The sequence below is a fragment of the Cerasicoccus sp. TK19100 genome (assembly GCF_027257155.1).
In the GTDB taxonomy this organism is placed as follows: Bacteria; Verrucomicrobiota; Verrucomicrobiia; order Opitutales; family Cerasicoccaceae; genus Cerasicoccus; species Cerasicoccus fimbriatus.
Map to the genome: position 1 here is coordinate 48,661 of NZ_JAPWDU010000002.1, position 18,971 is coordinate 67,631.

Annotated in this window: 16 protein-coding genes and 1 other RNA gene; 14 read left to right on the forward strand and 3 right to left on the reverse strand. The window is 56.3% G+C overall.

Features of this window, described 5'->3' with window-relative positions:
* The first annotated feature begins 189 nt into the window (after positions 1-189).
* The 4 genes from O3S85_RS03575 to O3S85_RS03590 are packed head-to-tail and all read left to right on the forward strand — an operon-like array spanning position 190 to position 3,860.
* On the forward strand, positions 190-897 hold the full coding sequence (locus O3S85_RS03575) for a PEP-CTERM sorting domain-containing protein (protein WP_269537902.1): 708 nt from the start codon (positions 190-192) through the stop codon (positions 895-897).
* Positions 898-922: 25 nt separating this feature from the next.
* Positions 923-2,113, forward strand: coding sequence for a DUF3095 domain-containing protein (locus tag O3S85_RS03580; RefSeq protein ID WP_269537903.1), 1,191 nt, complete (start codon positions 923-925; stop codon positions 2,111-2,113).
* A 55-nt stretch (positions 2,114-2,168) separates the two neighbouring features.
* Positions 2,169-3,071 carry an HAD family hydrolase gene (locus tag O3S85_RS03585; RefSeq protein ID WP_269537904.1) on the forward strand — a complete coding sequence of 301 codons (903 nt, stop codon included), beginning with the start codon at positions 2,169-2,171 and terminating at the stop codon, positions 3,069-3,071.
* Positions 3,072-3,083: 12 nt separating this feature from the next.
* A complete protein-coding gene (locus tag O3S85_RS03590; protein WP_269537906.1) occupies positions 3,084-3,860 on the forward strand; it encodes an endonuclease/exonuclease/phosphatase family protein in 777 nt (258 codons plus the stop codon).
* A 10-nt stretch (positions 3,861-3,870) separates the two neighbouring features.
* Here the strand turns inward: O3S85_RS03590 and O3S85_RS03595 are convergent, their stop codons facing one another.
* Entirely contained in the window at positions 3,871-4,659 is a 789-nt protein-coding gene (locus O3S85_RS03595) for a hypothetical protein (RefSeq protein ID WP_269537908.1), read from the reverse strand.
* 154 nt (positions 4,660-4,813) lie between these two features.
* On the opposite strand from O3S85_RS03595, the gene O3S85_RS03600 reads away from it, so the two are divergent.
* The 6 genes from O3S85_RS03600 (at position 4,814) to ptsP (ending at position 12,201) form a co-directional block, all read left to right on the forward strand.
* Positions 4,814-6,862, forward strand: coding sequence for a beta-galactosidase (locus O3S85_RS03600; protein ID WP_269537910.1), 2,049 nt, complete (start codon positions 4,814-4,816; stop codon positions 6,860-6,862).
* 100 nt (positions 6,863-6,962) lie between these two features.
* Positions 6,963-7,334: a transfer-messenger RNA gene (gene ssrA, locus O3S85_RS03605) on the forward strand.
* A gap of 75 nt (positions 7,335-7,409) precedes the next feature.
* On the forward strand, positions 7,410-8,243 hold the full coding sequence (locus tag O3S85_RS03610; RefSeq protein WP_269537911.1) for a YihY/virulence factor BrkB family protein: 834 nt from the start codon (positions 7,410-7,412) through the stop codon (positions 8,241-8,243).
* 70 nt (positions 8,244-8,313) lie between these two features.
* On the forward strand, positions 8,314-9,411 hold the full coding sequence (prfA, locus tag O3S85_RS03615; RefSeq protein WP_269537912.1) for a peptide chain release factor 1: 1,098 nt from the start codon (positions 8,314-8,316) through the stop codon (positions 9,409-9,411).
* 5 nt (positions 9,412-9,416) lie between these two features.
* Complete coding sequence (gene ispE / locus O3S85_RS03620) at positions 9,417-10,301, forward strand: 4-(cytidine 5'-diphospho)-2-C-methyl-D-erythritol kinase (RefSeq protein WP_269537913.1); 885 nt, start codon at positions 9,417-9,419, stop codon at positions 10,299-10,301.
* A gap of 127 nt (positions 10,302-10,428) precedes the next feature.
* Entirely contained in the window at positions 10,429-12,201 is a 1,773-nt protein-coding gene (gene ptsP / locus O3S85_RS03625; RefSeq protein ID WP_269537915.1) for a phosphoenolpyruvate--protein phosphotransferase, read from the forward strand.
* A 20-nt stretch (positions 12,202-12,221) separates the two neighbouring features.
* Here the strand turns inward: ptsP and O3S85_RS03630 are convergent, their stop codons facing one another.
* Positions 12,222-13,133, reverse strand: a complete 912-nt coding sequence (locus O3S85_RS03630) for a hypothetical protein (RefSeq protein ID WP_269537916.1) — start codon at positions 13,131-13,133, stop codon at positions 12,222-12,224.
* A gap of 53 nt (positions 13,134-13,186) precedes the next feature.
* Positions 13,187-13,447 (reverse strand): hypothetical protein, encoded by a 261-nt coding sequence (locus O3S85_RS03635; RefSeq protein WP_269537918.1) that lies wholly within the window; start codon positions 13,445-13,447, stop codon positions 13,187-13,189.
* A gap of 198 nt (positions 13,448-13,645) precedes the next feature.
* Here O3S85_RS03635 and nusA point away from each other — a divergent pair, with 198 nt between their 5' ends.
* The 4 genes from nusA (at position 13,646) to O3S85_RS03655 (ending at position 18,957) form a co-directional block, all read left to right on the forward strand.
* On the forward strand, positions 13,646-14,890 hold the full coding sequence (gene nusA / locus O3S85_RS03640; RefSeq protein WP_269537920.1) for a transcription termination factor NusA: 1,245 nt from the start codon (positions 13,646-13,648) through the stop codon (positions 14,888-14,890).
* Between the two features lie 67 nt (positions 14,891-14,957).
* Positions 14,958-17,474 carry a translation initiation factor IF-2 gene (gene infB / locus O3S85_RS03645; RefSeq protein ID WP_269537921.1) on the forward strand — a complete coding sequence of 839 codons (2,517 nt, stop codon included), beginning with the start codon at positions 14,958-14,960 and terminating at the stop codon, positions 17,472-17,474.
* A 113-nt stretch (positions 17,475-17,587) separates the two neighbouring features.
* Entirely contained in the window at positions 17,588-17,959 is a 372-nt protein-coding gene (rbfA, locus tag O3S85_RS03650; RefSeq protein WP_269537922.1) for a 30S ribosome-binding factor RbfA, read from the forward strand.
* The gene (locus tag O3S85_RS03655) at positions 17,959-18,957 is read left to right on the forward strand and encodes a DHH family phosphoesterase (RefSeq protein WP_269537923.1); all 999 of its coding nucleotides are present in this window, start codon (positions 17,959-17,961) and stop codon (positions 18,955-18,957) included. Before rbfA ends, O3S85_RS03655 begins: the two co-directional genes overlap by 1 nt.
* The last annotated feature ends 14 nt before the right edge of the window (positions 18,958-18,971 follow it).

Sequence of the window (18,971 nt, forward strand, 5' to 3'; positions counted from 1 at the left end):
TTAGCTTAAGTTTAGTAATATCCTGACGATATTTATTACATCGTTGGGATTGAATTTATAATGTCGCATCTTAATTACAGTAAATGGTTTACGCGTATTGGGGTCTTATGTATTTTCCTCAATACAGTCCAGACTGTATATAGCGTGGTGATATCGCAAGGTAGTGGCTCTCAGGTTTATAATAGCAATGTGGGTACGAATTCCACGATCACTATATTCAATGATGCCGATGCGATCTTTAACGGCAAAATTGGCACCGGCACCGATATCTTTATCCAGAATACAGCCATCGCGGTTTTCAACGGGGAACTGGCCAATAACGTGACGATTGACCTGCAGGGGGGCACCACGACGGTCAACTCCATCAAAAACAACGCGACGATTAACGTGAACGGCGGGACCTTGCTCCTGAATCAGTCGGTTGGGAATAGCGCGAGCGTTAACGTAAACAGTGGCACGCTTGAGTTGGGGGCGGATGATGTTTTCCCGACTTCAGGTAATCAGGCATCCCTTACGATGAACGGCGGCACCTTGGACACCCAAGGCTACAACGTGGAGTTTGACTCGCTGACGCTTAATGGCGATTCGACGATTGATTTGGGCGATAATCCCAATGTCACGGTTGATTTGGGCGCAATTAGCGGTTCTGGCACGCTGACGGTCATCAACTGGGTGGATACGAACTCCATCATCTTCAATCCCGGTTCTTCCAGCATCGATGTGGGCACTCAAGTGATGTTCGCGCCAGGCGGTGCCATTGTTGACCCCAATGACCCGAGCAAGATTATTCCCGTTCCCGTACCGGAGCCGTCCACATACGCCCTAGGCGCTTTGTTAGGAATTTTTGGGGTGATGTTCGAGATGAGGCGTCGGCACAAAACACAGCTCGCCAAGTGAGAAAATTTCGTCGATTACTTTTTCCATGCCGGAAAAAGAGTCAGGCAGTTTTGTCGAGCGCCTTCCGCTGATTCATTCGTTAATGGAAGTGGTGGACCCCGGTGTCTACCGTCGGCTGCCCGAGGACTGGCTGATCGCGGTGACCGACGTGCAGGGCTCCACGGAGAATCTGGCCCGCGGCCGATATAAGGAGGTCAACGGCGTTGGCGTGGCAGCGATCGCAGCCGTGCGCAATTTACACAAGCCCGAGGAAATCCCTTTCGTGTTCGGCGGCGATGGGGCGACTTTTTGCCTGCCACCGGAGCGCCGCGAAGACGTGGCTGCGGTTTTGCGCGCGAGTTGTCGCATGGCCCGGGAGGATTTCAATTTGTCGCTGCGTATTGGCATCGTGCCGCATCGCGAGATTCTGGCGCGTGGCCGCGAGGTGCGGGTGGCTCGTTTCAAATTAACCGACTGGGTGACGCAGACCATGTTTATGGGCGGTGGCCTGGAGCTGGCTGATGAACTCGTTAAAGACCCGCGCCCCAATAATCCCTACCGACTCAGCGAGAAAGGCCGCCAGAGCGCCGACTTCAGCGGCCTCGAATGCCGTTGGGAAAATATTCCCAGCCGCCACGGAGAGACGGTGGCCTACATTTTCCGGGCGATTGGCAATGAGCAGCAACGCGCGTCGGCGTTTCGCAAAATCATCACGCTGGTCGAGGAGGCCTACGGCGACGCTGAGCAATCCAACCCGTTGCATCTTGGCGGTCTCAAACTAGCCACCAAGCCCGCGCATCTTCGACTGGAGCATCGCGTGCGGACCTTCGCCGAAGGTGCGGTGCGACGTTGGAGTTATGGTAAATATTTGCGGCTGCAGGTCCTCGTCGGCCGGATCATTATGAAATACGGCCTCAAGTTTGCGGGTGCCGATTGGAGCCACTATCGTGAGGACTTGATCGCCAATGCCGACTTCCGCAAAATCGACGATTGCCTGCGCTTTGTGCTCTCCGGTACAGCCGCGCAGCGCCAGCAATTGCTTACCAGCGTGAAGGCTGCATTCTTGCCCAATGAGGTCGTGTATGGCCACCACGTGGCGGAATCGGCGATTGTAACATGTGTCATCGATAGCTACCAGCACGAGCACTTGCACTTCGTTGACGGCTCCTCCGGGGGTTACGCCCTCGCGGCCAAAGAGATGAAAGCGGCGATGAAAGCATTGGCACCGGCGAGTTGAGCTTTTCGGGTAATTTCCAATTGCCGCGCAGGGGCGAACTACCTTTATTGCCACCATGGCACTAAAGCTGAAACCCGTTGATATTATACGAAACAATTCTCCCGAGATGGAACCCGTGCCGACCGGCCAGTCGCCCAAGCTGAAGAAGCTTAAGGGCATCCGCGCGGTCATGTTCGACATCTACGGAACACTCTTTCAAAGCGGAGTGGGGGACATCTCCCTTGTCGCCAACGACAAATCCAAGACCCGCGAAAAGCTTATTCGGCAATCGATCGAAGAAGTCGGCTTCATCCTCACCGATGAAAAGACACCGATTAACGAGCTCTTCATGGACACCATCAAGGCCGAGCAGGACATCCGCCGCGATCAGGGAACGCCGTTTCCCGAGGTGGACATCATTGGCGTATGGGAGGACTTGATCGGCCAGTTGGAGGCCTATGAATTGATCCGTGGCCGCACGACCCGCAACAACCTCATGCAGCTCGCGACATTGTTCGAGGTCCGCGTGAACCCGGTTTACCCGATGCCCGGCGTGCTCGACGTGTTCGAGAGCTGCCTGGACAAGGGCAAGAGCCTCGGCCTCATTTCCAATGCTCAGGCCTTCACGCCGCTGCTGTTTGATGCGTTCTTCGAAGACAGCCCACATGATCTGGGCATGGAAGAGCTGCTCTGCATTTACTCTTACGAGCACAGTGTGGCCAAGCCAGGTGCCGGGCTGTATGAGATCGCAATGGAGCGCATGCAGGCGCTGGACGGGATTAAGCCGGAAGAGACACTCTTCATCGGCAACGACATCCGCAACGACATCTGGCCCGCGCAGAAACTCGGCTTCAAGACCGCGCTCTTTGCCGGTGATGACCGTTCTCTGCGTTTGCGCGAGGACGACGCCGATTGCAAGGACGTCAAGCCGGACGCCGTCATCACGGAGCTTGAGCAGATACCCGAGCTGTTGGGTTAATTCTACTTCGCAGTGCCGGACACCTTACGACTCGTCACCTTCAATATTGCGCATGGCCGCGGCCTGTCGCTTTACCAGAAATTCAGCTCGCCGGAGCGTATCAGGAAAAACCTGCGCGCCATCGGCGAGCTGATGGTGAAGGTCGATGCCGACATCGTCGCCATGCAGGAAGTCGACGAGGATTCGCATTGGAATTGGAATATCAACCTGCTCAAAGAAATCCAGGCGGTAGCTGGCTACGAATATGCCGAACTGGGCGTAAACAATCGCCGCACGGGCAAGCGTCCTCTGGCTTATGGCAACGCGATTTTGTCGCGCCATCGTCTTGAGCATTGGCACACGCAATCCTTTGGCGAGGCGACATTGGGCGAAAAAGGCTTTCTCTACGCGGAGATCGATTACAAGGGGCAAGTTGTGCCGCTACTGAATGCGCACCTGGATTTTCGCTCGCGCAAACGGCGGGTTGAGCAGGTGGAATCGATCATGGACTACATCATTGAAAACGCCCACCGAGGTCCTGATGAGCGTCCGCTGGCTCCGATCATTTGTGGCGATTTTAACAGCCGATCCAAGCCGCAGGCCGATGCGGTCAACCATCTGTTTCAGCACATTCTGAAGCACCGCGAGTATCACTTGTATCCGCGCGACAAACGAACATTCCCCGCACATTTACCAAGTAAGACGATCGACTTCGTCTTCTTGCCGGAGCCTTATCGGATGACGCGCTGTGAAGTGCTGCCCGGCTTTTTATCAGATCACAAGCCGGTGCTACTGGAATTCGAGCTGTAAGCGTTGTGGCCTACAGGTTCACCGGGCTTTCCAGCGTAAAAGCCAGCACTGAGCCCGAGGAATACTCGACATTGTCGCCCTTGTGTAAGAGGCCGCCCGCTGCACCACCTACGGCACCACCGGCCGCACCGTCGCCAGCGCCATCATTGAAGGCTCCGAAAATAGCGCCCATTGCTGCGCCCTTGGCGGCACCGCCCAACACGTCTTTGCCCGTTTCCCCAGCGGAGCTTTCCTGCTGAGTGCTGGTGCGCACAGCGACCATCTGGCCCTTGTAATTGATAGCGTTAATCGTCAGCACCAGATCGGCTTTTTTGCGAATGATGCCAGCGGACTTGGCGCTGACGATCTCTCCCTGCAGCTGTGTGCCAGCGGGCAAAATCACCTGATCGCCCACGCGTAAATCCGATACCAGGACGGCGGGGAAAGTCTCTCCGGCCTTCACGCTACCGGAGTTGATCGAACCCTGAAGCGAAGCAACCAGATTCGTGCCAGCCGGAATGGTCATGGCCGAAGGTGCCTCGGCTGGCGCGGCAGGAATGGGCCCAGGGATCGAAGCCGCCGCAGCACCTGGCCGATTCGGCGTCTCCTCGGAAAAGGTGATGCTGGCGATGTCCCCCCGGCTATATTCCTGTGTGGAGCCGTTGAAATAAAAGCGGACAACATCAGGCGTGCCGCCTTCGTAGGAACCTTTCAGCGTGGAGCCATTGCGTAACTCCAGCGTATCAGCGGATAGCGAAAATGATGCAAGCGCGAGCGCGGCAATCGTGAGTGAGCAGTGGTGGATAAGAAAAGATTTCATGGGCGAGCTTTAAAGTAGTTTTCGGTTCGGCTAAAGTACAAAACATTCAGTTTTACAAGACGGTCTTCAAAAATACAGCATTGTCACAATTGGCTGGTCATCGAGTAGGCAGCCGTTTGGATAACGGCCATATTATCGGCAAAAATTCCCCCACATGATGAAAACGCACGCCCCGATTATCCCTCATTTCGATGCGCTGCTGCACGGCGGCGACTATAACCCGGACCAGTGGCAGCACCGCCCGGACATTATTCAGGAGGACTACCGCCTGCAAAAACTCGCTGGCTGCAATGCCTTTAGCGTCGGCATCTTTGCCTGGACATCCTATGAGCCCGCCGATGGGCAATACGAGTTCGACTGGCTTGACCGCACGCTGGACGGCTTGGCTGCGCAGGGGAGTCGGGTCTTCTTGGCAACACCCTCCGGGGGCAAGCCCGCCTGGATGTCTCGCAAGTATCCGGAGATTCGCCGCGTGGCGGAGAATGGCTTGCGCGACACGCATAAGCGCCGACACAACCATTGCCAGAGCTCACCGGTTTACCGGGAAAAAATTGCCGCGATCAATGAGCGCCTCGCCGAGCGTTATGCGCATCACCGCGCTTTGGGTGGCTGGCATATTTCCAACGAGTATAGCGGCTCCTGTTACTGCGACGGTTGTCTGGGGGCATTCCGTCGCTGGCTGGAGGAACGCTACGGCTCGCTGGACCAACTCAACCGCGCCTGGTGGACCGAGTTTTGGAGCCATCGGTTTACCGACTTTGCCGAGATCGACCCGCGCGACGAAAGCATCGACTGCCTGGCCCTCGACTGGAAGCGATTCACGACGTGGATCACGTGCGACTTCATGCAGCACGAGATCGCTGCGGTGCGCCAGCATTCCGATCTGCCGGTGACGACCAACCTGATGGGCTATTTTGACGGGCTGGATTATTACCGCCTCGCTGAGCTTTGCGACTTCATCTCGGATGATAATTACCCTGAGTGGAATGGTCCCGATAAGGCGCATATTATTCAGTCGGTGGCGATGACTCATGACCAGCACCGGAGCATGAAGCAGAAGCCGTTCGTGCTGATTGAATCCACGCCCAGTAACACGAATTGGCAGTCCTGCATGCACCACAAGCGCCCCGGTATTCACCGGTTGCAGATGCTACAGGCCATCGGTCACGGCGCTGATGGTGCCATGTATTTTCAGTGGCGCAAAGGGCAGGGCGGCTTTGAGAAATTCCATGGTGCCGTCGTCGACCACGAGGGCAGTGAAAACAGCCGTGTCTTCCGTGAAGTTGCCGAAGTGGGTGCGAGCCTTAAGCAAATTGCAGCCGCGCGGGGTGGCCACGTGGACGCGCCGGCAGCGATTATTTACGACTGGGATGCACGCTGGGGCTTCGAGCTTTCGGCAGGCCCAATCAGTGGTCCGAAAAAGCAATATGTCGCCACGTGCCAGGCATTCCATCGCCCGCTGTGGGCTGGCAGCGTACCGGTTGATGTCATTGAAAGCACGGCCTGCTTTGATGGCTATCGGTTGATCATTGCGCCTCAGCTGTTTATGTTGAAGCCGGGTGTTGCCGACGCCATGAAGCGCTTTGTGAAAGCCGGTGGCACGCTGTTAATGACTACCCTGTCTGGCATCGTAAATGAAAACAACAGCTGCTTCCTCGGCGGGTGGCCAGGTGATGGGCTGCGTGAACTCTTTGGCGTGTGGGTTGAAGAGACCGACGAATTTAACGACCACCATCCGGTGAGCATGACTTTCGCTGCGGGCAACCGCCTGGGGCTCACGGGCGACTTCGCGATGAACGCCAACATTGATTGCGTCCATGCCGAAAGTGCGGAGGTCCTGGCGACTTTTAAGGATGGCTTCTACGCCGGCCAACCGAGTTTCACGGTGAAGGAGTCGGGTAAGGGGCGCGCCTATTATTTGGCCGGTCGCTGCGGCGAAGATGCGCTTACGGCGATCGTTGAAAGCATCTGCCGCGAAGCCGGTGTTGCGTCCTGCATCCCCGAAAAGTTGCCTCCCGGCGTCGTGGCCCAATTGCGCGAGAACGAGTCGGGCCGTTTTTACTTTTTGCAGAACACGACCGAGCAAGCCCAGGAGCTACAGTTGGCGCATGCCTACGTGGATTTAATTGCCGGGGATGCCACGGGCAGCGTGGTTCAAATGCCGCCGATGGGGTCGCTGGTGCTCAAAGCAAAATCCGATTAATCGGGCATGAGACCCACTTGACAAATGCGGGGAAGTGCACGATATTCTACTCTTTGATCTTTGAGAGGCATTTCAAGGTCATGCCTCCCCGATATGCAATGGGGGTGTTCCGGATTCGACCCGGAGCTGTAGGTTATGGCTGCAGGACGGAGATGATGGTTGGCTCCGTATCAAATCCATCAACACACTAAATGGCGAAAATAATATCGTCGAGTTCGCTCCTCAGGGCGAGCTTATGGCTGCTTAAGTTCAGCCTCGTCTCACCCCGGATGCTCGTTAAGGGAATGAGGCGTCAGCTAGCGAGTATAGTTTGCATCGGGTAACCGGGTGTAAACCGTATCTAACAGGTTAATTGGGAACCGGCAGCGTGTCTGTCCGCGTCTGGAACCTGAACACAAATGACTGACTATTTCTGTAGACGCTATAATTGAAACCTCCGGACACGCGGGTTCGACTCCCGCCACCTCCACCATTGCGCACTTCGGTGCTAAAAATTAAAACCGCTTCCGAGCTTGCTCATCGATTGGGGTGGGGCAACTTAGTCGCCATGAAGAAATGGGGAAAGTTCCTGCTCAATGTGGTGGCGCGCTGGATGCGGGCTGACGGGTTCGGGCTTTCCGCATCGATGTCTTTCTATATGCTGTTTTCGTCGGCACCGCTGATCGTGTTTGCGCTCATGATTGCGGGGAAATTTCTGGGCGAGGACGGGGCACGGGATGCAGCGGTCGACTGGATGCAGAGCTTTATGTCGCACAAAGAGGCGGCGTCGTTGATCGGGATGGTGAAGCCGGATGCCTTTGACCAACAAGGGTGGTGGCTGGCCGTGGTATCCGGGGTGACGCTGTTTTGGGCGGCCACCTTAATCTTTGTCCGCCTGCGCATCAGCGTGAATCGCCTGTTAGAGATCACCAGTTCGGACATGAAGCAGGCGGTGAAGCGCAGTTTGCTGGGCCGCTTGAATGCTTTTCTTTTTACATTGGCGGCAGGCCTGATCCTGGTGACGGGCATTCTGATCACGGCGATGGCACCGAAGTTAATTCCGCTGTTTTTGCCGCAACAATATGATTGGGCCAGCTACGTAATCGACGTCACCAACGCCTTCATGGTGTTTGGCGCGGTGGCGGCGATTATCAAATTGCTCGCCGTGCATGCGCCGAGTTGGAAGGCGACGCTGATTGGCAGCGCATTCGTGCTAGGCTCGTTTGAGATTGGCCGCTTACTGGTAAATGTTTACTTGAGCCAGAGTGAAATCGCCTCGGCCTACGGTGCGGCGAACACGCTGGTGGTCTTCCTGCTGTGGATTTATTATTCGACCCAGATGATGCTGTTTGGTGTTTGCATTGCAGGGGAGATTGATGGCGAAGTCGGGCAGAGGGATTAGCGGAATTTCTTGCTAAGCGGGCGACTTTCCGTTTGTTTTTCGCGTTTCGCCGATATCACGGCCACACATCATGGAAGGCATTCCCGACTTAGAACCATTTCGCAAAAGGCGCGCCGAGCTCGACGAGTTGATGGCGGAGCCTGACTTTTTCTCCGACCAGAGCAAGGCTACGGAAGTCTCCCGCGAGCACACACACATTTCCAACTTGCTTGAGCTTTACGACCGTTTGGCCAAGCTTGAGCGCGAGCTCGAGGAAAACCAGGCCATGGTCAATGACTCCTCGCTCGATGAGGAGCTCCGCGAAATGGCTCGTGAGGAGGTGGCCGAGGCCGAGAAAAAGCACGAGCCCTACCGACAGGAATTGCTGCTAGCCATGCTGCCGCCCGACCCAACGGATTCGCGTAATACGATCGTGGAAATCCGAGGCGGCGCGGGAGGTAACGAGGCCAACATTTTTGCCGGCGATCTATATCGCATGTATCAACGCTTTGCGGATCGCCAGGGCTGGCGAGTCGAAGCCATGGGTATGAATGAGTCCGATGCTGGCGGTTTCCGCGAAGTCGCATTCCTGATCAGCGGAGAGGACGTCTATAAAAAGCTTAAGTACGAGAGCGGCGTTCACCGCGTGCAGCGTGTGCCGGAAACGGAATCTCAGGGCCGCATCCACACCTCTACGGCCACCGTTGCGGTGCTGCCGGAAGCTGAGGAAGTCGACGTGGAGATCCGCACTGAGGACCTCGAAATCACCACCTGCCGCGCCAGTGGTGCCGGTGGTCAGCACGTTAACAAGACGGAGTCCGCGGTCCAGATGACCCACATCCCGACGGGCATCATGGTCTATTGCGCGGATGAGCGTTCGCAGCTCAAAAACCGCGCTAAAGCGCTCAAAGTGCTTCGCTCCCGCTTGCTCGAAAGGAGGCAGAAGGAGGAGGCCGAGAAGTATGCCGCGCACCGCCGCAGCCAGGTGGGCACTGGGGACCGCTCGGAGCGCATTCGCACGTATAATTTCCCGCAAAGCCGCCTGACCGACCACCGTATCGGCCTGACCTTGCACAGCCTGACTGCTGTCATGGACGGCGACTTGGACGAGATTATCGAATCCCTGACTCAAGCTGACAGCGCCGCGCGTTTGGAGGCACTGCTCGCCGAGGGTGCGCAAACTGTATAAGCCGGATGCCGGAGCTAACGATTTTTTCGCCTGCGAAGATTAACCTCGTGCTCGCGATCACCGGTGTGCGTGAGGACGGGTTTCACGAACTCGTCAGCCTGGTGGCACCGGTCAATTTCGGCGACGAGATTACTGTCGAGCTAGTGCCGGGGCAGGAGGGGGACGTCCTGACTTGCGATTTCCCGGGTGTGCCGACCGATGGCTCCAACCTGGCCTTGCGCGCGGTGACGGCTTTTCGCCAAAAGCACCACTTTGCCGAAGGGGTGCGTATTCAGCTCGATAAGCGCATCCCGGCGGGTGCCGGATTGGGCGGTGGCAGCAGTAATGCTTCGGCCGTGCTGGCTGCGTTGAATCAGCTTACAGGTGAACCGCTTACCAATGCCGAGCTGATAGAATTGTCGGCCACATTAGGCTCGGATTGCCCGCTGTTTCTGGCGAAAAAACCCGTAATAATGAGGGGGCGTGGCGAACATTTGTCGGACCTGGAGCCCGCAGCAAATGACGCCTTAAAAGGCCAGCGCCTTATCATCTTTAAGCCATCTTTTGGTGTCGAAACCGGGTGGGCTTACGGGCGGATGAAGGCTAACGGATCCTGGTATCTGCCGACCGAAAAAGCGGAGGACATGTTGTCTCAGTGGCAGGCATCTCCAAATAGCTCTAAAGTGCCGTTATTCAACAACATGCAGGATGCGGCGTTTGAGAAATATTTGGCGCTCCCCACTGTCCTGGAGCTGCTGCGTGAGCGCCATGCTGTCCGCTGCTTAATGAGCGGCAGTGGCAGTTCGTGCTTCGTGTGCCTGGAGGAGGGCGATGATGTTGCATCTATCACTGCCACGATTCGTGAGTGCTTGGGGGAGGATGTTTTTTGCGTCGAAACCTCAATTGTTTGATTAATATTCGTCTCTCAATTAGCGCCAAAAGGACTGAACGGAATTATCTTGCCTGTATCGTGAGTCGAACCAATCTGTAAAGAATACCGACACCGTCGGATACTTCCCCCTGCAAGACACTGATTGAATGGATTCCGATAAGCCTAAAGAGATCATCCTGGACGGCATCGCAGCTTCTCCTGGAGTTGCGCATGGATTGGCTTTCGTTATCTTGCAGAAGGAGTTAGAGATTCCGGTTTACGAGATTCCTACCAAACAGCTGGAGCACGAGAAGGAGCGTTTTGAAAAAGCGCTGCTGGAGGCCCGCCGCCAGATTGCAGAAATCCGCCACGAGATTGCCGGGCGTTTGGGGGAGAACGAAGCGCGCATTTTTGACGCACATATCATGGTCCTTGAGGACCGCGCTTTGATCGAGGAAACGCTTCGGGAAATGGAGGACACCGGCTACAACGTCGAGTATTGTTTCCGCGAGGTGAGTAACCGATTCATTGAAGCCTTTGAGGCCCTGCAGGATGATTACCTGAAGGAGCGCGTTAAGGACATCGAGGACGTCTCCCGCCGTGTTTTGCAGATCCTGCTTGGGCAGACTCAGCGCAACCTGATGGAGTTGGTCAACGAGCGCATTATCGTCTCCGAGGACATCACACCGTCGGAGGCCGCGAGTTTTGATAAAAAGAGAATTTTAGGCGTTGTGACGGACTCCGGCAGCCGCACCAGCCACGCCGTCATCATGGCGCGTTCACTGGGCGTCCCGGCTGTCGTTGGTTTGCACAATGCCTCAGAACAGCTTGATAATGAGGACTATATCCTGATCGATGGTTATGATGGCATTGTCATCATCAACCCCTCGGAGGAGACCCTGTTCCGCTACGGTGAGCTGAAAAGCGAACGCCAGAATATTCAGCGTGTCTTTGAGAGTTCGGCGCTTTTGCCGGCGACCACGGCCGATGGGCATCGCCTTGAGATCGGTGCCAATATCGGCGGTCCGGAAGACTGTGAATCCGCCCTGGAGCGAGGCGCAGAAGGTGTGGGGCTTTACCGCACGGAGGCGCTGTTTATGCAGCAGGACGCCTTTCCGGACGAGGAAGACCAGTATCAGGCTTACCGGGAGGTGGCGGAGGCCTTGTCCCCGCATCCGGTGATTTTACGAACGCTGGACTTAGGCGGCGATAAGCACCTGTCCGACTATTTTGTCCAGAACGAGAACAATCCATTTATGGGCTTCCGGGCGATTCGTTTCTGCCTGGAGCATCGGGATTTGTTTAAGGACCAGCTCCGCGCAATCCTTCGCGCCAGTGCCGTCGGCAACGTGAAGATCATGTATCCGATGATCAGCTCGGCCGAAGAATTGATTGCCGCCAATCTGCTGCTCGAAGAGGCAAAAAAGGAGTGCCGCGAGCGCGGACAGAAGTTTGATAAGGACATCCAAGTCGGCGCGATGATCGAGATACCTGGTGCCGCCTATACCTGCGATCTGCTGGCCGAGCATTGTGATTTTTTCAGTATCGGGACCAATGATTTGATCCAATACCTTCTCGCGGTGGATCGCGTAAATGATCGCATTGCCCACCTCTATGAGCCGAATCATCCGGCGGTCATCCGTACGTTAAAAGTGATCATCGAAACAGCCAACAAGCACAATGTCCATGTGGGTGTCTGTGGGGAAATGGCAGGCGATCCAATCTACGTGCCGCTGCTGTTCGGATTGGGTGCCGATGAGATCAGCGCGACTGGAACGGTTTTGCCGGAAATAAAATATTTAATCCGCAAAATGAAGCTGTCGGAGGCGAAGGATCTTGCAAAACGCATTCTCCGCGAATCGGACCCTCATGCAATTCGCAATCAGTTGACTAAGTTCTACGAGACGCAAATGCGCGACGTTTTGGAGCAAATCGACTAATTTTGCCGATTTTCAGACGATCAGGAGCGCGCCCAAACGCGCAGGCTGCTGAGGAGAAAATACTCCAGCGCCGCTGCTTCCTGGAAGTTTACTTCGAGCAGCCCGGCTGATTTTTCGAGTAGCTGAACCGCCTGATCCAAGCGTCGACCCGCACCGTTGGTGTCCTCGGTTTGCAAGGCGGCATTGCGGGTTTGTTCTTCGATTTCGGCGAGCATACGTCCACGCAGGCTCTTCATGTAGCCGGTCTCCATGGCGACGATTTGGTCATCGGTCATCGATTCAGGCAGGGTCAGCTTGAACTCCTTCCAAGCCTCGCCAGAGAGTTCGTTTTTGATGCCGACAAAGCGGGTGATGAGCCCGTAGGCACCAAGGATCAGCTCTGGTGCAGAGCTGCGGTTGGCACCGCGGCCGGCCAACTCCAGTAGAGTGGAGTAGTCGGCAAGCCATTGTTTCCAATCCGCAGACTGAATGCGGTCCCGATCTGCAGGGAAGTTGACGAGGAGGCATCGGCTGCGAATCGTGGCCAGCAAATCATAAGGGCGGGTGGTGATCAGGAAAATCGTTGTTTCCGCCGGTGGTTCCTCCAGTGTCTTGAGAAAGGCGTTGGCAGCCTGGGTTTGCAGGCGGTCAGCCTCGTAGATCACGGCGACTTTTGCGCCGCCCTGGTTGGAGGTTTGCTGAATGTTGCGGTTCAGGTCGCGAATGTCGTCCGTGCCGATGCGTCGCATCTTATTGGACGGGCGTACGCTGAAGAAGTCCGGATGGCTGGCAGGCTCCGGTGTATTCAGCAGACGGCTGGCTAGTTGGCGGCAGCCGTCATCCAAGGTTTCGAGGCTAGCCCCCTGCAGCAATAAAGCATGTGCTAGACGCCCTTGGGCAAATGCGTCTTGTAGGACGGTGAGGGGGCTGTTGGCGTCGACTGTTTCGTTCACGGAAGACAGGGAAGTGAATCCCGCATCTTCCGCCAACGAAAATCTTCGCCGATTTAGTACATTTCCAGAATCTGCTCGCGGCGCATGCTGTACTCTGCCGGAGTCATACCACCAGAGGCGTAGCTGCGGTCGAGCTGCTGCATTTGCATGACGCGTTTTTCGCTGGCAGTCATTTGCTGAGCTGCAGCTGCGGGTGATTCAGCCATTGGCTCGGCGGGCTTGGTCGTCGTCGTGTCTGCGGTATCAGTTGATTCGCAGCCAACGTTTACGAGCAGGCCAGCGAGTAGGGTGATGATGAGTAGCGATTTATTCATAGGTCTGTGTGTGTGGTTGTGTAGTGTGTCAATGTGCTACATTAAGCGCTTTTCGGCAAGCGTAATAATACAGCAGTCTTGGCGCCAGAGGTCTTGACAAGGCGCGCGGTCTTTTCATTATCGACGGTTAAAACAACTATCCGGTCAAACGATAGGTGGGTCTCGGCCCACTTTTTTTTATTTTAAAAACCCACACCAATGAGCAACGAAATCCTGTCAGTCCTCGAATACATGGAAAAGGAAAAGGGAATCAGTCGTGATGACATGATTCAGACTATTTCCTCTGCGATTCGCAATGCGGCGCAACGCGGCGTCAACGCAGGCCAGGAGCTGAAGGTAGAGATCAATCCCCGCAATGGTGCCCTCAAGGCCTGGGCGGAGCTTACGGTGGTCGACTCGGTCAGTGATCCTACCAGCGAAATCCATATTGAAAAGGCCGGCGTCTATAAGAAAGACGCCCAGATCGGTGACCTCGTTTACCGCGAAGTCGATCCAGCATTCCTCGGCCGCATTGCCGCTCAGACTGCCCGTCAGGCAATCATGCAGCGCATCCGCCAGTTTGAGAAGGAGCGTATTTTTGACGACTATAAGGACCAAGTGGGCGACGTCGTCACCGGTGTGGTTCGCCGCCGCGAGCGTGGCGACTTGATCGTCGACCTCGGTAAGGCCGAAGCCGTGCTGCCGCCGCGTGAGCGCGTGCCCGGCGAAGATTACGCCCCGGGTGAGCGCATTCGCTGCCTGCTGCTGAAGATTGACACCACCCCGCGCGGGCCGGAGCTAATCCTCAGCCGCGCCTCCCTGCATTTTGTCCGCCGCCTGTTTGAGCTGGAAGTCACGGAAATCGCTGATGGCACCGTTTCGATTGAAGGGATGGCACGTGAGCCAGGTTACCGTTCGAAGCTGGCCGTCCACAGCAACGACACCAAGGTCGACCCGGTCGGTGCTTGCGTCGGTGCGCGTGGTGCCCGCGTTAAGAGCATTGTTCGCGAGCTCGGCGGTGAAAAGATCGATATTATTAAGTTCGATCCGGACCCCATTGCCTTGCTCCACGAAGCGATCAAGCCGGCTATTCCGCGCAACATCCGCATGGACGAAGAGCACCGCCGCATCTACTTCGAAGTCAACGAGGAAGACCTTTCCATCGCCATTGGCCGTCGCGGTCAAAACGCGAAACTGACCTCAAAGCTCCTGGGCTGGCGCCTCGACATCGGCAAGCTCAAGGTGCAAGAGCAGGGATTCGACGAAAAGCGCCAGGAGGCGATTTTGTTGTTGGCGGAACGCACCGGCCTGCAAGTGCCGCGCGCGGCAATTCTCGTCGACAACGGCTTGAACAACATCGAGGCATTTGCCGGTGTTGAAGCCGACGACCTCATGGACATGGGCCTCAACGAAGAAGAAGCCAACATGGTCATCGCCAAGGTAGCCGAATCGATTTCTGGCTAAATTGAGCAGCAAGAATACTGAACGAAGAACAAGAATTAACTGTAGAAGAAGACACCAATACTAATTTATGAGCCGCAGAATATATGAGATCTCCAAGGAACTCGATATGGAGAACAAGGAGGTCATGGAAATCCTGCGCGAGCGGGGGTTTGAGGTGAAGAGTGCGTCCAGCACGATCGACAACATCTCAGCCGAAGCATTTATTGACGAATTTCGCAATCAGGCAAACTCCGAGGCTGAAAGCCCGGAGGAAACCGCGCCTGCGCCGGAAACTCCAACTCCAGCGCCCGCGCCCGCGCAACCCGTTAAGCCGAACATACCCGGTAACGCGATTGTAAAGTCCAAGGAAGACCTGCAACGCGAGCGCGCGGAAAAAGAGGCCGCTGAAAAGAAGGCCCGCGAAGATGAAATCAACCGTCGCCGCGAAGAACGTGAAGCCGCTGCCCAGCCGCAGCAGCCTTCGCAACAACCGGCCGCTGACGCCGGTCCGAAGTCCCCGAAAATGCCCACCATGCCGACGATGCCAGCAGGCAAGTCGCCGGGCATGCCCTCGATGCCGCGTCCGGCTACCAAGTCGCCCGCCGCGCCAAGTATGCCGACTCCGGTGGCACCGCCGCAAATGTCCATGCCCGCACCGACCAAGCCCAAGGATGAGGCTGGCCCGCAGGTAACTTTGCCGCCCAAGACTCCACCCGCACCGAGTATTCCTACTCGTGAGGAGACCAAGAAAAATGTCGTTATCGGTGCGACTCAGCCATCCAGGCCCGCTTCGGTCGAAGAAGGCAAGATCGTTGAGCAGGACGGCCAGAAGATCATCCAGGTCAAGCCGCCCATCGTGGTACGTGACTTTGCCGGCTTGATCGGCATGAAGCCCTTTAAGCTCATTTCCGAGCTGATGGATGCCGGTATTTTTGCCGGCATGAACCAGACCATTGAGGAGGATATCGCAGCAAAGCTCGCTGAAAAGCATGGCTTCAAGCTGGAGGTCCGCCACCGTGGTGAGGAGCAGGCGCAGGCCAAGGCCAAGAAAAAGGATAAGATTTCGGACGACGATCCGAGCCAGTTGGAGCCACGTCCACCGGTAGTCTGCGTGCTGGGTCACGTTGACCACGGTAAAACGACGCTGCTGGACTCGATCCGCAAGGCCAACGTCGTCTCCGGCGAAGCTGGCGGCATTACGCAGCACATCGGCGCTTATCAGGTCGAACAAAACGGCCAGAAGCTCACCTTTATCGATACTCCCGGTCACGCGGCTTTCTCCAAGATGCGTGAGCGTGGCGCGAATGTCACCGACGTGGCGATCCTCGTGGTGGCAGCGGATGACGGCTTCATGCCGCAAACCGACGAAGCCCTGAAGTTTGCCCAAAAAGCCAATGTGCCGATCGTAGTCGCGATCAACAAGATGGACTCCAAGGGTGCCAACATCGATCGCGTGAAGCAGCAGATGCAGGAGCGCAACATTGCCTCGGAAGACTGGGGTGGTGAAACGCTTTGTGCACCGGTTTCCGCCATTAATGGCGAAGGCATCGAAGAGCTTCTTGAGCTCGTGCTCTTGCAGGCCGAAGTCCTCGAACTGCAGGCCAACCCGAAGTGCCCGCCGCAGGGTATTATCGTGGAGTCTCAGGTCGAGCAGGGCCGTGGTTCCACGGCGACAGTCATCGTCCAGAAGGGCACGCTCAAGCCCGGCTGCGCACTTGTTTGCGGCCCGAACTACTGTAAGGTTCGCGCGATGTTAGACGAGAACGGCAAGCAGGTTAAGTCTGCGCCGCCCTCGACTCCGGTGCGCCTGATGGGCTGGTCTGATGCGCCGAGTGCCGGCAGCGAATTCATTACGCTCAAGAACGACAAGGACGCCCGCCGCGAAGCCGAAGAGAACGCGCAAAAAATCAAAAAGGAGCTACTCGACTTGCAGGCTAAGGCCAATGCGCCGATGGACCTCGATGAGTTCCTGGGCATGATCGATGAGACTCGCGCGAAGGTGCTGCGTGTCATCGTGAAGGCAGACGTGCATGGCTCGATGGAAGCCTTGGTTGGCATGCTTGAGTCGATCAAAAGCGACAAGGTCAATCTGGATGTCATCCAATCCGATGTGGGCCTCGTTTCCAAAAACGACGTGGTGCTCGCTACCTCGTCCCGCGCGACGATCGTTGCCTTCAACACGAAGATGGAGCCCGGCGTGCAGGCGCAGGCCAAGCACGGCGATGTGCACATCATCCAGCACAACATCATTTACGAGCTGATCGACCAGGTGAAGGAATCCATGGCCGAGCTGCTGGAGCCGGAGTTCCGCGAAAACAAGCTCGGTGCCGCCGAGGTTCGCGCGATCTTCCCCGTCGGCAAAGGCTTTGTGGCCGGCTGCATGGTTACCGAAGGTATCATCAAACGCGATGCTCACGCCCGCTTGTTGCGCAAGGACGAAGTGGTTCACGAAGGACGTATTGGCACGCTCAAGCGCTTCAAGGACGACGCCACCGAGGTGCGCGCCGGCTACGAGTGCGGTGCCAACATCACCGGTTGCAACGACTACGAGGAGAAGGACGTGATCGAAGTTTACGAGATCGTCGAATTCCGACCGAGTCTGTAAGGGAGTTTAAAGGAAAAAGATTAAAGGAAAAAGTGCGTGAACCGAATATAGTTGGTCTCAAACCTTTTGCTGATTTCTTTTTCCTTTTTCCTTTAACACTTTAATCTTACTCAATGTCTTCCCGCAGTGTCCGAGTTAACGAGCTGGTAAAGCGCGAAATCAGCACGGTGCTTCATACGAATTACCGTGAGCGCGCGGTGGCGGTGACGATTACCGAAGTGGATGTGTCGCCGGATCTCCGCAATGCGCGCATTTACTATTCGGTGATCGGCGATGCGGAAGCAGTCGAGAAGGCCGAGCAGTTCTTCAACAAAGAGCACAAAAACATCCGGCAGTTCCTGGCTAAGACGGTGGTGTTGAAATACCTGCCGAAGCTCAAGTTTAAGCACGATGATTCCATTGCCCGCGGCGTGCGGGTATTGGACTTGCTTAACGAAATCGATGAAGACGACATCGAGGACGACGAACAGGAGCCGCGCCAGTAATGTATTTTCCTGAGCAGAAAGAGGCCTTCGCCGAGCTATTGGCAGCGGTGAAGGGCCGGCGCGTTGCCGTGCTTGGGCACATGCGGCCCGACGGCGACTGCATCGGCTCGCAGGTGGCGCTGACCCGCGTGCTGAACGCCATTGGCTCTGATGCGGTGGCCGTGAACCGCCACCAAGTTCCGCGCGATATCGAGCCGATTGTTAAAGACACCCCGTTTCTGCTGTGGAATGAGTTTGAGAACAACGACCACATCCCAATCAATGTCGATTGCGCCGATCCCATCCGCGTATCTCAGAAGTTGATCGATATTTTTCCGCAGACCTACGCGAATATCGATCACCACATTTCGAATCCGGACTACGCCGAGTTGAACATCATCGACGCGGATTGCGCAGCCACGGCCGAGCTGCTCGCGGGCATGTTCTTCGACTTCGATTTACCGATCGATGCCACCACGGCGCAGGCGCTTTACGTGGGCATTGCGACGGACACCGGGCAGTTCCGCTCTCCATCGACTTCGGAGCGCGTATTCGGTGTCTGCTCCAAACTGATGGACTACGGTGCCTCGCCGAATGAGGCGGCTAAGCACCTTTTCGAAAACGAACGCTTTAACAAACTGGCGCTCTTGCAGCGTTTCCTGGCGTCGCTTCGCCTGGAGATCGGTGGCCGTGTTTGCATCGGTCGTCTGCCGCTCAAGGCCTACAAAGATACCGGTGCCTGGCGCGAGGAGGCTGAAGGTTTTGTCGACTACGCGCGCGACATCGCCGACGTGGAAATAGGCCTGCTGCTCGAAGAATACGAGGACGGCATGCTCAAGGGCAGCCTGCGATGCAAGAATCCGCTCTACCGTGTTGATCAGGTGGCGTCGTCCTTTGGTGGCGGAGGCCACACCTGCGCAGCCGGCTTTAATGTGGATTCCACCATCGAGCAATTCTACCTGGAGATCGTCGCCAAGCTGGAGGAACACCTCGCCGAAGTGGCACCCACCGCAAGCTAAGCGTTCGCTTTCGC